12 protein-coding genes and 1 pseudogene are annotated in these 13,206 nt (G+C 44.5%); 8 read left to right on the forward strand and 5 right to left on the reverse strand.

Translation table 11 applies throughout. The annotated features are described in order from the left end of the window. The first annotated feature begins 267 nt into the window (after nt 1-267). The 7 genes from BGL89_RS11760 to BGL89_RS11790 all read left to right on the forward strand — a co-directional run bounded on the left by BGL89_RS11760 (nt 268) and on the right by BGL89_RS11790 (nt 8,872). Entirely contained in the window at nt 268-2,637 is a 2,370-nt protein-coding gene (locus BGL89_RS11760; protein ID WP_286825859.1) for an arylsulfatase, read from the forward strand. Nucleotides 2,638-2,813: 176 nt separating this feature from the next. Next, the gene (locus BGL89_RS11765; protein WP_286825860.1) at nt 2,814-3,488 is read left to right on the forward strand and encodes a MarC family protein; all 675 of its coding nucleotides are present in this window, start codon (nt 2,814-2,816) and stop codon (nt 3,486-3,488) included. 96 nt (nt 3,489-3,584) lie between these two features. Beyond that, a complete protein-coding gene (locus BGL89_RS11770; RefSeq protein WP_286825861.1) occupies nt 3,585-4,190 on the forward strand; it encodes a hypothetical protein in 606 nt (201 codons plus the stop codon). Between the two features lie 51 nt (nt 4,191-4,241). After that, the gene (locus BGL89_RS11775; protein WP_286825862.1) at nt 4,242-5,003 is read left to right on the forward strand and encodes a Coq4 family protein; all 762 of its coding nucleotides are present in this window, start codon (nt 4,242-4,244) and stop codon (nt 5,001-5,003) included. A 29-nt stretch (nt 5,004-5,032) separates the two neighbouring features. Continuing rightward, nucleotides 5,033-5,437 (forward strand): hypothetical protein, encoded by a 405-nt coding sequence (locus BGL89_RS11780; RefSeq protein ID WP_286825863.1) that lies wholly within the window; start codon nt 5,033-5,035, stop codon nt 5,435-5,437. A gap of 108 nt (nt 5,438-5,545) precedes the next feature. Next, nucleotides 5,546-6,949 carry a glutamate decarboxylase gene (gene gad, locus BGL89_RS11785; protein ID WP_286825864.1) on the forward strand — a complete coding sequence of 468 codons (1,404 nt, stop codon included), beginning with the start codon at nt 5,546-5,548 and terminating at the stop codon, nt 6,947-6,949. 171 nt (nt 6,950-7,120) lie between these two features. Then, entirely contained in the window at nt 7,121-8,872 is a 1,752-nt protein-coding gene (locus BGL89_RS11790) for a mechanosensitive ion channel family protein (protein WP_286825865.1), read from the forward strand. A 175-nt stretch (nt 8,873-9,047) separates the two neighbouring features. Here BGL89_RS11790 and hpsU read toward each other — a convergent pair whose 3' ends face one another. From hpsU to BGL89_RS11805, 3 genes are all read right to left on the reverse strand, one after another. Next, nucleotides 9,048-9,638, reverse strand: coding sequence for a hormogonium polysaccharide biosynthesis acetyltransferase HpsU (gene hpsU / locus BGL89_RS11795; RefSeq protein ID WP_286825866.1), 591 nt, complete (start codon nt 9,636-9,638; stop codon nt 9,048-9,050). Nucleotides 9,639-9,643: 5 nt separating this feature from the next. After that, complete coding sequence (locus BGL89_RS11800; protein ID WP_286825867.1) at nt 9,644-10,594, reverse strand: glycosyltransferase family 2 protein; 951 nt, start codon at nt 10,592-10,594, stop codon at nt 9,644-9,646. Nucleotides 10,595-10,823: 229 nt separating this feature from the next. Beyond that, nucleotides 10,824-11,489 carry an urease accessory protein UreF gene (locus tag BGL89_RS11805; protein ID WP_286825868.1) on the reverse strand — a complete coding sequence of 222 codons (666 nt, stop codon included), beginning with the start codon at nt 11,487-11,489 and terminating at the stop codon, nt 10,824-10,826. Between the two features lie 134 nt (nt 11,490-11,623). Between BGL89_RS11805 and BGL89_RS11810 the strand changes: the two genes are divergently transcribed. Then, nucleotides 11,624-12,235, forward strand: a complete 612-nt coding sequence (locus tag BGL89_RS11810) for a DUF8692 domain-containing protein (RefSeq protein ID WP_286825869.1) — start codon at nt 11,624-11,626, stop codon at nt 12,233-12,235. A gap of 1 nt (nt 12,236) precedes the next feature. Here BGL89_RS11810 and BGL89_RS11815 read toward each other — a convergent pair whose 3' ends face one another. Both BGL89_RS11815 and BGL89_RS11820 read right to left on the reverse strand, forming a co-directional pair. Continuing rightward, nucleotides 12,237-12,740 carry a MogA/MoaB family molybdenum cofactor biosynthesis protein gene (locus tag BGL89_RS11815; RefSeq protein ID WP_286825870.1) on the reverse strand — a complete coding sequence of 168 codons (504 nt, stop codon included), beginning with the start codon at nt 12,738-12,740 and terminating at the stop codon, nt 12,237-12,239. Nucleotides 12,741-13,099: 359 nt separating this feature from the next. Beyond that, nucleotides 13,100-13,206 (reverse strand): annotated as a pseudogene (locus tag BGL89_RS11820) (zinc ribbon domain-containing protein); the annotation flags it as partial.

The raw sequence follows: 13,206 nt of genomic DNA on the forward strand, positions 1-13,206 counted from the left end.
GAACATGAGATTTTTTCGACTTGTTCAAAGTGGCCGTCCGGCATTCGGACACTGAAAACGGACGGGTCGAAAGTGTCAGACTTAAGCAATTGAGCGTTTTTCGCTATCTGCGTCAACCCCGTTGACGCGACCACGCTAAAAAAGTGGCGTGGTGAGGAATCGCCGTCCGTTTTACGGCGGCGAGGATGTCAAAACAGCGATGTGGAAAAGAATCCCCCGTCAAGCTACGCTGTGACGGGGAGAGTATGCCAACAGAGGAAATGAACTATGTCCCAAGATAAGCCGATCCAACGCCAAATTCTACCGATTCCCGACTTGACCCCCTTCGGTCTAATCACCTACGACGCGAAGAATCCGGACACTGACTATCCCCCGATTCGAGATATCCGACCGCCGGACGGCGCGCCCAACGTGCTGATCGTGCTGCTCGATGACGTGGGCTTCGGAGCCTCCAGCGCCTTCGGTGGGCCGTGCAATACCCCCACTTTCGAGCGATTAGCGGCACAGGGGCTAAAATATACCCGTTTTCATACCACTGCCCTCTGCTCTCCCAGCCGCGCGGCTTTGCTCTCCGGAAGGAATCATCACTCGGTCGGCATGGGCAACATCACCGAAACCGCCACCTCCGCCCCCGGGCAGAGTTCCGTTCGTCCCAACACCAAAGCCCCCCTCGCCTTGACCCTGAAGCTGAACGGCTATTCCACGGCGCAGTTCGGTAAGTGTCACGAGGTACCGGTTTGGCAAACCAGCCCGATCGGCCCCTTTGACGCTTGGCCCTCCGGCGGGGGTGGATTCGAGTATTTCTACGGCTTTATCGGTGGCGAGAATAACCAGTGGGAGCCGGCACTGTACGAGGGAACAATCCCGATCGAACCGCCGAAAACCCCGGAGAAAGGGTATCACCTGACCGAAGATCTGGCCGATCGAGCGATCGCTTGGGTCAGTCAACAAAAGGCCCTCGCCCCCGATAAGCCTTTCTTTATGTACTTCGCCCCCGGAGCGACCCATGCCCCCCACCACGTCCCCAAGGAATGGATCGACAAGTATCGGGGCCAATTCGCTCACGGTTGGGATCACCAGCGCGAGATTACCTTTGCCCGACAGAAAGAACTGGACGTAATTCCCCAAAATGCCGAACTCACCCCCCGTCACGCCGAAATTCCCGCCTGGGATGACATGGACGAGCGCCTGAAGCCGGTATTAGAGCGCCAGATGGAGGTGTACGCCGCCTTTATGGAACATACCGATGATCAGGTGGGACGGGTGATTCAAGCCTTAGAAAATCTAGAAATCCTCGACGATACGCTCGTTTACGTCATCGTCGGCGATAACGGCGCATCCGCCGAGGGAACGCTTCAGGGCGCGTTTAACGAGATGGCCAACTTTAACGGATTAGCGGGTCTAGAAACCCCGGAATTTCTCCTCTCGAAACTGGATGACTTCGGCGCGCCCGATTCCTATAATCACTACGCGGTCGGTTGGGCTTGGGCGATGAGTAGCCCCTACAAATGGACGAAGCAGGTCGCTTCTCACTGGGGCGGGACCCGCAACGGTACGATTGTTCGTTATCCCAAAATCATCACGGAAAAAGGTGGGATTCGCCATCAGTTCTGTCATCTGATCGATGTGGCCCCGACGGTGTTGGCAGTAGCGGGAATTCCCGAACCGACTATGGTTAACGGTGTCCTACAAAGTCCCTACGAGGGTACGAGTATGGTTTATACCTTTAACGACGCGGCCGCCCCCGAACGTCACGATGTGCAGTATTTCGAGATGTTTGGCAATCGGGGCATCTATTACAAGGGTTGGAGTGCGATTACCAAGCACCGCACCCCGTGGATTATGACTGGACAGACGATGGTTCCTTTCGACGATGATATCTGGGAACTATACGACGGCAGTAAGGATTGGACGCAAGCTCGGGATCTCTCCCGGGAAATGCCAGAGAAACTGCACGAACTACAGCGACAATTTCTGATCGAGGCGGTTAAGTATAATGTACTGCCCCTAGACGATCGCCAAGTGGAACGGGTCGATCCCGCCACCGCTGGCCGGCCTACCCTCGTGCGGGGAAACTCGCAATTATTCTTTGCCGGGATGGGGCGTTTGTCTGAAAATAGCGTCATCAACATCAAAAATAAATCCTTCTCGGTGACGGCGGAACTGAACATTCCCCCGGAAGGCGCGGACGGGGTGATTATCGCCCAAGGCGGCCGCTTCGGTGGTTGGAGTGTCTATACCCACGACGGAAAAGCCAAGTTCGTCTATAACGTGCTGGGGATTCAAAGTTTTGTCACCGAGGCGACGGAGACGATCCCGGCCGGTAAGCATCAGGTACGGATGGAGTTTGCCTACGATGGCGGTGGTTTAGGACGGGGGGGAAATGTCACCCTCTACTACGACGGTCAACCGGTGGGTACGGGTCGGGTAGAACGAACTCAGGCTTTTATTTTCTCTGCGGACGAGACCACGGATATCGGCTACGAATCCGGTACCCCCGTAGCGGCGGAATATACCTCGAAAACCAGTCGTTTCACTGGCAAGATCGGTTGGGTTCAACTGGATCTGGGTACGGACGATCATGACCACCTGATCGACCAGGAGGAACGTCTGAAAATTATCATGGCCCGGCAGTAGAAAAGGGGACTTGCGATCGACGGTTTCGCTTATTCGGTCTTAGGGGAGGAATCGCGATCGCTGGCGAGCCAATGTTTAATTTTCTATAGCAAAAACTAACCGCGCTGGTAGTTTTATCTAGACTTTCCCTCGGTTAAAAGCAAAAAAAATTGAGTTTAAATTAGCAACTTTGTTCTATGGAATGGTCTTTTTTTAGAAACTTTGCCATCACTCTATTCGCCCTCTTAAATCCTCTGGGGATGCTGCCGATATTTATTAGTTACACCGCTCGCGAACGTCAAGAAGTACAGCGACTCGTGGCTCTATTTGTCTCGTTAACTGTCTTGTGTTTGTTGTTAATTTTTATGTTTATCGGAACGTCAATGCTAAAATTCTTTGGTGTCACCTTAGACTCTTTTCGCCTTGCTGGTGGAGTGCTTTTGTTGATGATCGGTATCAACATTGTTAACGGTTCTGGGGGAGAGACAAAAGAGCTTTTAATTAATGAGCGAGGAGGGGATTATCTCAGCGAAGCTAAGTCAGTTTATCGGCAAATTGTTATTCCTATGGCTATGCCTTTATTGGTAGGACCTGGGGTTATTGCTAACGTTATCCTTTATGCCAGTGAAGCCGAATCAAAGCTGGGTGACGGTATGGGCATTGAACTAATTTTGATGACAATTTTAGTCAGTTTTTTGGTCTTTCTCATCCTCGCTGCTGGCAAATGGTTACAAAGACTTTTGGGAGATATTGGCTTGAGTATTACTCAGCGAGTTATGGGGCTATTTGTAGCGGCGATCGGAGTACAATTTATGGTGACAGGTTTGATTAATATTTTTGTCGATCAGATCGTTCCTAAACTGCCATCATAGCAAATTGCTAATTAGTCTAAATAGTTAGCTAAGAAAATTACTGAAAATATCAAATAAGCTGTTGTATATTTAAACTGGGTATTAAGGAGAGCAATCATGAGAAATTCTGAGCAATTGACCAAATCCCTGAAGCGTTTTCGTTATACACTTTTTCTGGGAGTAGCGGCCATGGCAATCACTAGCTGGGGGATGCCCAATATTTCTGTAGCCCAGACTACTCCTGCTCAAGAAAAAGTGCAGTTAATGTTCGTGCAAACGGCAGAAGATATTCAGATAGATCCCGTCACAAAAACAATTCGCTTGGTAAATGTCAACAAACAGACCCTATACTTTTCCGATCGCCCGAACCGGATTGCTGGTAATCTGACCATGGCCGCCTATCTGGATGAGTGGACAGCCCGGGCGGGAAAAGATAATTTTGCTAACGATCCCCCCAATGCGACCCTCTCAGTCTACGAACCTGGTCGTCAAGACAATACTATAGTTGTCGTCGAGATTAGCAATCCCGTCATCGATGGCAAGGACTTGATTTATAGCTACAAGCTAATCGAAGGGACTCTACCCAAGGCCGGCGGGGCAACTTCCCTATTTATCGATTGGATTGGTGTTGGTGGTGGTGTCGGTCCTGGCTTTTACGGGGTGGGGGCCGGTACCCGCGGAGTCGGTTTATACGGTGGTTACGGTGGACCCCTACGTTATTAATACGCTTGTTCTATTATTCCTGTAAATTTATCTAGCGATTAGGAAAATCCCATGAGTTACAGATACATCAATCAATTAGCCACACCCGAAAATTTGCAGCGATTTCTGGAATTTGTTGATCTGGCGGCTGGGGGAGGCAAAGATACGGCTAATGTCTGGGAAATCGAGCGCCGATTGGTTAATAGTCGCCCGATGGAGTTATGTGTAAAAGCAGTTCTGCAAGAACCAGCTTCCGCGCAATTAGTGCAAGAAAGATACATTGGCAACCCCTACGATATTGAAGCAATGTTAAAAATGCCGAAGGGTTCTCTCGGTTGGACTTACGGCACAATTATGCACACTTTGGGCTATGATCCGCAATTTTATCCCCAACGCAAGCAATTTGATTCCGATGCCGACTATATTGGTTTTCGCGTTGATAAAACCCACGATATCCATCACATTCTCACCGGATTTAGTTTAGATACTCTTGGAGAATTGGGAGTAATTTCTGTCACGGTCGCTCAAACTCGTTATCCTACTTTTCTCCTCATCGATATCCTCTCTTTACTGATGACTTTTTTTACCAGTGATACTCTGTTAAATGAGGTGGAAAGTGATGCCGATTTAAATAAAACTCTCGGTTACAAATTCGAGCTAATTTCCCAGGGAATTACCATCGGCCGTAACGCTAAACCCCTATTCCCGATCAAGTGGGAGGAAGGCTGGGAAAAACCCTTAGATCAATGGCGCAAGGAACTGAATATTAAACCAGTTTTAGATGGTCCCTGGAGTTGGTACAGTCGCCCGGAATTACAGTCGGCGATCGCTTAATTTTTCCACCAGATTTTTGTGTGAGAATAGTGAGGGACAATTCTGCTTTGATCTATGGTCAAAAAACCTCTAGAAAACCAAGCCATAATCAAATTCGCTGGCTCTGTCAAATAATTGTTGCTCTAATTGTCTTAATTATGCCAGTAGCAATTACCCTGCGACTGGTTTTAGCTTTTCTTTTCGCTTTGATAGGGGCAATTGCTTTACTAGCTTACAGAATTTCTTGCGTTGCTCCTTGGCAGTTAGAACTATTAAAATCTCCCAATCATCGGGTGGCATTTCTGGAATCCCTATTTTTTACGACCGGCAGTTTCGGACTATTAATTTATCTGATCGCATCCGCACAGGCGATCGTCCATTTTGCTTGCGGTTTTCTGGGTATTATCAAACCTCCGATACAAGTATTAATAGTACGGCGAGGCGGCGACTGGTAGCAACCCAAGGGATGCTTTCCTATTTTTTATCCGTCTCGATTATTGCTATTATTTTTGGAATGATTGGTAATTTACTCTCAGCAAAAAAGATATTTTATTAAGGAAGTTATGGTTCATCAGAAAATTAATCTCGATCGCCTTAGTCCGGAAGATGCACTAATTACCCCCACCTATGCTTCCCGCGCCCTGACTTCCGCTGTACCTAAATACGAGATTCCCGAGGGAGAAATGCCGCCGGCGGTGGCCTACAATTTAATCCGCGATGAACTCGCCCTTGATGGTAATTCTCGCCTTAATCTGGCTACTTTTGTCACCACTTGGATGGAACCGGAAGCCAAACAATTAATGGCGGAAACCTTCGATAAAAACATGATCGACAAGGATGAATACCCACAAACTGCCGAAATTGAACTGCGTTGTGTGAATATGATCGCTAGACTCTGGAATGCTCCCGAAAGCGAAGCGGCAACCGGTTGTTCTACCATTGGTTCCAGTGAAGCGGCGATGTTGGGAGGCATGGCTTTAAAATGGCAATGGCGCAAACGCCGACAAAAAGAGGGTAAACCCACCGACAAACCTAATTTAGTCATGGGCATTAATGTGCAGGTTTGTTGGGAAAAATTCTGTCGTTATTGGGAGGTAGAACCGCGTTTTGTGCCGATGGAAGGGAATCGTTTTCATCTCAATGCGACCGAGGCAATTAAACTAATTGATGAGAATACGATCGGGGTAATTGCAATTATGGGTAGTACCTTTGATGGTAGTTACGAACCCGTCCAAGAAATTAATGATGCCCTGGAAAAATTGAACAGAGAAACCGGCTGGCAAGTTCCCCTGCACGTCGATGGTGCTAGTGGTGGTTTTATTGCCCCTTTTCTCGATCCCGATTTAGTCTGGGATTTTCGCCTCAAATGGGTTAAATCGATTAATGCTTCCGGGCATAAATACGGTTTAGTCTATCCCGGCGTCGGTTGGATTATCTGGCGAGATCGGCAAGAATTACCAGAAGAATTAATCTTTCATTGTAATTATTTAGGCGGTGATCTGCCTAATTTTGCTCTGAATTTTTCTCGCCCTGGCAATCAAGTAGTTGCTCAATATTATAATTTTTTACGCTTGGGTAAAGAGGGTTATCGACAAATTCATCAAGCCTGTCGAGATACGGCCCTGTATTTATCGGGGGAAATCGCTAAGATGGGACCGTTTGAATTGATTACCGATGGCAGCACTATTCCAGTTTTTGCTTGGAAATTAAAGGAGACAATTAGCGATCAATCTAATTATAGTTTATTCGATTTAGCTGATAAATTGCGCGAGCGGGGTTGGTTAGTTCCTGCCTATACAATGCCCAAAAATCGCCAAGATTTAACCGTGCAGCGCGTGGTGATCAAGGAGGGATTTAGTCGCGATATGGCGGCTCTGTTGTTGCGGGATATTCACTCAGCAATCGCCTTCTTTAAATCTCAGTCTAATTATCAGTCAAAATTATCTGGTTCCCATTTCCATCACTAACAGATGTTGAGGAAAAACTCGCTTAAATTCCCTAAATATTGGCAACCATTACAAAGTTCTGGTGTTGCCAATTTTTCCACTCCTGTCTCAACCTAGGCTCTCTGCACCTCATCGAGGACAGTAATGCCTGAAGCTTACCCGACTACACACAAAAAAATCTGACTTAATCCTATGCAATTTGTACCAGTTGTCGATATTAATCAAAGATATTTAATGCTAACTACACCATCTAAAGCTAGAGGATGGATGAAAAAAATTGGGCATACCTTGGTAATATTTTTTGTAGTTTTACTACTGACTCTAACCTCCCCTCTTTTGGGAATAGCTCAAAATCCGACACAACCGGAAAATAAAATTGACGGCTTTCCAGTTATGTTAGATGGAAAAACTCTCTTTTTTATCCGGCGGGGAGTTTCTTCATTTTCGGCGGAGGAGAGAGCTAACACTATTACCCGGAGAATTGAAAGAATTGCTCAAAATGATTCTATTCCTATTGAGAACCTGACAATTGAGCAGATTCCTGATGATAACTCACTTTATTTAAGTATAGATCAAGAAGTGATTCTAACGGTGACGGAGCGAGATGCAAAAGCCTATCGTTCAACGCCGGAGGTTTTAGCTCAACAAGCTTTACAAAAAATTCAGGTCGCTATCGCTCAATATCGCCAAGATCGAAAACCAGAACAACTACTTAAGAACATCATTTATACGGTTATAGCCACCTTTGCTTTCTTGATTATTAGCTTTGCAGTTATCAAAATTTCAGGGAAGCTATTTCCCTTCATTAGACGTTTGATTGAATCCTTGACACCAGGCATTCAAATCGGGAATATTGAGATTGTATCTTCCTCTAAAATTAGCTTCTTTTGGCTGCGAGTTCTTCGGATGATTCGCTTATTTATTCTGTTTTTATTAACATTCAATTATGCTACATTTGTACTTCGTTTATTTCCCTGGACAAGAGTTTTTGGCGAGAGTATTTTAGGTTATTTTTCTCGATCATTAGAACTGGTTTTATCCTCCATTGGCAAATATCTTCCCAATGCCTTTATTATTGCCATAATCATTTTTGTAACCTACTACTTAATCCGGCTAATCAAGCCCTTTTTTACGGCAATAGAAAGAGGAAATCTGGTTATTCCTGGTTTTTATACTGATTGGGCTAAACCTACTTACAATCTCCTATTAGTCATAATTATTGCCTTAGCAGCAATAGTTGCTTTTCCCTATTTGCCCGGTTTTGATTCCCCGGCTTTCCGCGGTGTTTCTGTTTTTCTTGGTCTTCTTTTATCCCTTGGTTCTACTTCGGCGATCGCCAATGTTATTGGGGGAATTATTCTTATCTATACCCGTGCCTTTCGCATCGGAGATCACATTCAAGTAGGAGATGTAATTGGCGATCTAATTGAAAAAAACTTCCTAGTCATTCGCATTTGCACTCCCACTAATAAAATCATTACTATTCCTAACTCATCTTTATTAAGTAGTAATGTGATTAACTTTAGTATTTCCTCGCGGGAATTAAACAGAAATCTAATTATTCAGACAACGATTACCCTAGGGTACGATCTGCCTTGGCGAAAAGCCCACAAAACCTTAATTGAAGCTGCTCTAGAAACTGACCATATTCTCAAAGAACCCGCACCTTTTGTCCTGCAAACTAGCCTAGATAATTTTTACATCAGTTATCAATTAAATGCTTACACTAACCAACCCAATTTGATGGTAATAATTTATTCAGAACTCCATCAAAATATTCAAGACAAGTGTAATGAAGCTGGGATTGAGATTCTCTCTCCCAGTTACACCTCCCTACGAGATGGAAATACAACAACCATTCCCGAAAATTATTTACCTTCCGATTATGCTGCGCCTCCCTTTCGCGTTCAATCTTCAGATAATCAGGAAAACAACACATTTTGACACCAAATCCGTTTTTAAGTAGGGTCTGCTGAAAAAGTTTTTCGGTGGTGGTAGGAGTCAGGAGTCAGGAGTCAGTAGCCGGTCGTTTCAGGCTTTGTTGCCCTTAGCATGAACATCGGACTTTAACAGGTCAAAAGCTTTATTTTAAAAGGGTTTTACCATTATTCAGCAGACCCTAACTACTATAAGAATTCATCTTTCTATCGTATTGAGGACGACAGGGACTGCCCCAAGCGACCTTTTGAGCGGGAATATCGGCAAATACGCTACTTCTTGCCCCAATAACAACATTAGAGCCAATTTTTACCCCCGGAGCCAGGAAACAATCGGCCGCGATCCATGTACCATTACCAATGAGGATGGGAGTGGTTTTTAAGCTGAAAGAGCGATCGCAGGGAGCGTGACTGCCAGTGCAAAGATAGCATTTTTGAGAAATCACACAATGACTGCCGATGGTAACGTTATCTAAACTATAAATCACCACATCATCGCCAATCCAAGTATAATCGCCGATCGCAACTTTCCAAGGATAAGTAACCCTTGCCGTCGGGCGAATTTTCACCCCAAGGCCGATTTTAGCCCCGAATAGTCGCAAAATAGCGCAGCGAAAGCTATCCATTTGGTGCAAACTGAGGGGAAAAAGAATTCCCTGTACTAACCACCAAAGTAGGATAATCGGATTAGAACGACCGCGATCAAACCAAGATTGATCGTAGGTACGCAGATCTAGCCACGCTTCCTCATCGGTGCGGATTTCTGGGGACATAGGACTTATTTAATCATTTTCGCGGGTTGAGGTTCCGAGGGTTTAACCGGGGGATTAGCATGGGCATTAACGTTTAATTTACCGCCAAATTGCCGTAATTCGTACAATTTAACCCCTATTTGGTATTCGTACTGACTCAAAAGACGACCGTAGATATAACCAGCTTTGCCATCCAAGAAACCGAGACGGATAAAATAAAAGAGAATAAAGCGCAGCAGCGGTTTAAAGGGCAATTTTACCCAAATTTTCTTTAAAAAACGTTTTCTCTGCACCGCATCACCGAACAGGTTCGCTCCGATCGTGCCGCTTTCGTCATTACCCGTGAGAATATTGTAATAAACTCGCGCCTCCCAGTTGGAATAACGATTATGTCTTTCTAACCAATGATAGATATCGCGGAAATCGATGTGCAGCATATCATTTTTCAGATATCCCACCTTGCCATCGAGGATAACGTGTTCGTGAACCTCGTTATCTCCCGTGTTGGGGATATCTTCCGTGTTTAAATTCTCGTATCTGCCCGACTTATGTTTAAATAAGCGCAGATTCCAGTCGGGATACTTGCCACCATAACGAATCCATTGTCCGAGGAAGAAGACGCGACGATTGAGATAATAACCATTATAGTTGGAATCTTGGATCACGGTGGCGATTTCGTCCCATAGTTCGGGGGTGATTCTCTCATCACAATCGACGATTAATACCCATTCATTGCGAAAAGGCAGATTATCGAGGGACCAGTTTTTCTTTTTCGGCCAACGACCATTAAAATAAAATTGGACTACATTAGCCCCATAGTTTGTAGATATTTCGATCGAGCGATCGCTACTTTGGGAATCGACGACAAACACTTCATCAGCCCTAGCAACACTCTCTAAACAGGCGGGAAGGTTAGATTCCTCGTTTTTGGCGGGAATCAACACCGAAACGGGAATTTTTTCTGATTGACTAAACATTGGTACACTGTGGCTAGGTAGAGTGTTCGCATCTTTCCTTAAAACCCTTAGTCACTCAGAAAGCGAGAACTAGGACTTAAGATTTTTTTTAATCTTACTATACCTTATTCGGTTTTTTACGCTATCCCTAGGCTTGAACCTAAGAGAGAGACTCCTAGAGACTTGCATATTCTCCCAGAAAATAGCGAAAAATTCGCTAGGCAATACATCTGTTCTAGTATCTAAATTTCTAACTGCGAAATAGACGACTATACTGGGTTTCGTGGTTCATACTGGCAAAACTTAGTCCCCAACTCCAACTGCTCAGGTTTTCATCGGCTAAACTGATAATATCTGCTGTTGCTGTTAATAAACTGGGCTGTAAACCGATCAGAATGGATTGTCCTAGGGTTTGCCCAAGGGGAATTAAACGCAATCCCGCATTGATTAAATTACTTGCCCAACTGTGTAAATAGCCTAAAACCGCTAATTCTTCGCCAATTTGCCAATGACTTGCCCCGATCGCAAAAGCGGTGGCATAATTAGCCTGTTCTGGTAGATTATCTCTGGCCGGTGCTAACTCCCGCAATAAGTTTAACAGCGATCGCCCCATTTGCCAGCTTTGTTGTCTTAATTCGGCCGTCTCCCGCGTGGCCGATAACCAATTATCCCAATAATTAAGTTTTGTAAAATCTTCTTGACAAAAACAACGATATACCCTTACCAAAACAGCCGTTTCTAAGCGAATCGAGCCTTGACAAAGCGATCGCTCTAACCAATCATTCAAGCTGGCACTATTGGAGATAATCCCCTTTTCGACGAGGGTTTCTAGCCCTTCGGAATAACTATAGGCCCCGACGGGTAGAATGGGACTAGCCAATTGTAATAAACACAAAAGTTCTTTTTGATCGAGCATAGAAAACCGAGAAAATTGTCCTTAACACATTTAGGGAAATGCTTGGCACTTCGGTATGTAGATCGAGCCTGTAGAAAGCGGCACTCTGTGAATTATACCGTGGTTAATAGCCACAATTATAAACTACTATACTTATGTCCTCACGAGAACAGCATTTTCTGAAAATAAATCTTGTCGTTCTCCTCTTGATTTTAGCTTTGATTGCTGGAGTTGATCGGGAAAAATTACACTCTAGTCTTTTATTTTATCCTCCCGCTACTCCCCCAACTCCGCTCGCTGGTTTATTAACCCATTCTTTTCAATTGCTTTGTTGTCTGCCCCCGATTGTTTGCCTTTTTAGTTATACTTTGTTGTCCCGCAAGACAAGTTTCAATAATTCTTACAATTTTTTACTTTTTTCTGGTATAATAACGGGACTTTTTGCCATCAATGAAATCTTCAGAATTCATATCATTCTCCTCTATTTTAATATTCCCAAATTCTTGACTATCTCTGTTTATGCCCTCGCAATTCTGATTTATGGTTTAGCATTTTGGCGGCGAATAAGACAAACTTATTACCAAATTTTAATCATCGCTTTAGCACTTTTAACTTTTGCGATCGCTATCGATTTTCTCCAGATTAAAAATCAAGGTTTTGCTAGTCTAAGTGAAGGAATTCCTAAACTGTTAAGTGCTGTGAATCTAGCTGGCTATTTTTGGGATGTATGTTTTCAAGAAATTTCAGCCCAGATCAAATCCCAATAAATTATCCATTTATCTGTTTAACCAGATGTAAAATTTCAGGAAGAATCAGTTTTTCTAGGGCTAATTTAACGGCATTAGTGGAACCAGGGAGAGAAAAGACTAATAAGTTTTGATAAACCCCAGCTATTGCCCTTGATGCCATGGCACGGGAGCCAACTTCCTGATAGCTGAGATAACGAAATAATTCGCCAAAACCGGGCAAAGTAATCCTTAATAAAGGTACTAAAGCATCATAGGTGTTGTCTCTGGGAGCAATACCCGTACCCCCATTGAGAATTAAGACTTTTATCTGATTTTGATTACTAATCTCTGGTAAGATTGCTTGAATTTGTAGGGGTTGATCGGGGATAATTAAGTATAGGCCGATATCATGACCCGATCGAGTTAGTAACTCTTGAATTATTTGGCCGCTACTATCCGTCTCTGGGGTACGAGTATCGCTCACCGTGACTACGGCACAGGTAAGGTTAAGGGGGGTGGTGTCGGGATGGGGAATAAAGGTCATAATTAGGGTCTGCGGCAAAAAGTTTTTCCTCGGGGCAGGGTGTGGGGTGTAGGGTGTAGGGTGTAGGGTTTTACCGATTTTCAGGTGGTCAATTACCTAATGTTCAGGGAAAAAGTAGCTTAATTTTCCCCCTGATCACTCCCAGTCCGGTACTTTTTGATTGACAAAAAGGTCTAAAAGTCTTATCCAACAAGGTTTTTAGATTTATCTGGTCAGTGCAGTCACCCTATAATAAAAAACTTAAGTTTTGCAAGTATTGCCGATTTTTGCCAGTTTTTGGAACCTTTTCGCCGGTAATGATGACAAGGTGAAAGGAGCTTCTAGAGAACAGATTATCCCAAAATAACAAAATCGAGATTATCATGGTGCGTCCCGCAGTCTGGACAGTCCCATTCTCGAACATTTAACGGCATTTTCTCAGCAATATACCCGCAATTACTACACCTTTTAGAGCTAGGAAACCATC

Origin of the sequence: Microcystis sp. LSC13-02 (genome assembly GCA_002282935.1) — a bacterium.
Classification (GTDB): domain Bacteria; phylum Cyanobacteriota; class Cyanobacteriia; order Cyanobacteriales; family Microcystaceae; genus Microcystis.

Excerpts from the sequence above, each read along its gene's own strand:
- BGL89_RS11760 (WP_286825859.1), top strand. The coding sequence starts at position 268 with ATGTCCCAAGATAAGCCGATCCAACGCCAAATTCTACCGATTCCCGAC.
- BGL89_RS11765 (WP_286825860.1), top strand. The coding sequence starts at position 2,814 with ATGGAATGGTCTTTTTTTAGAAACTTTGCCATCACTCTATTCGCCCTC.
- BGL89_RS11770 (WP_286825861.1), top strand. The coding sequence starts at position 3,585 with ATGAGAAATTCTGAGCAATTGACCAAATCCCTGAAGCGTTTTCGTTAT.
- BGL89_RS11775 (WP_286825862.1), top strand. The coding sequence starts at position 4,242 with ATGAGTTACAGATACATCAATCAATTAGCCACACCCGAAAATTTGCAG.
- gad (WP_286825864.1), top strand. The coding sequence starts at position 5,546 with ATGGTTCATCAGAAAATTAATCTCGATCGCCTTAGTCCGGAAGATGCA.
- BGL89_RS11790 (WP_286825865.1), top strand. The coding sequence starts at position 7,121 with ATGCAATTTGTACCAGTTGTCGATATTAATCAAAGATATTTAATGCTA.
- hpsU (WP_286825866.1), bottom strand. The coding sequence starts at position 9,638 with ATGTCCCCAGAAATCCGCACCGATGAGGAAGCGTGGCTAGATCTGCGT.
- BGL89_RS11800 (WP_286825867.1), bottom strand. The coding sequence starts at position 10,594 with ATGTTTAGTCAATCAGAAAAAATTCCCGTTTCGGTGTTGATTCCCGCC.
- BGL89_RS11805 (WP_286825868.1), bottom strand. The coding sequence starts at position 11,489 with ATGCTCGATCAAAAAGAACTTTTGTGTTTATTACAATTGGCTAGTCCC.
- BGL89_RS11810 (WP_286825869.1), top strand. The coding sequence starts at position 11,624 with ATGTCCTCACGAGAACAGCATTTTCTGAAAATAAATCTTGTCGTTCTC.
- BGL89_RS11815 (WP_286825870.1), bottom strand. The coding sequence starts at position 12,740 with ATGACCTTTATTCCCCATCCCGACACCACCCCCCTTAACCTTACCTGT.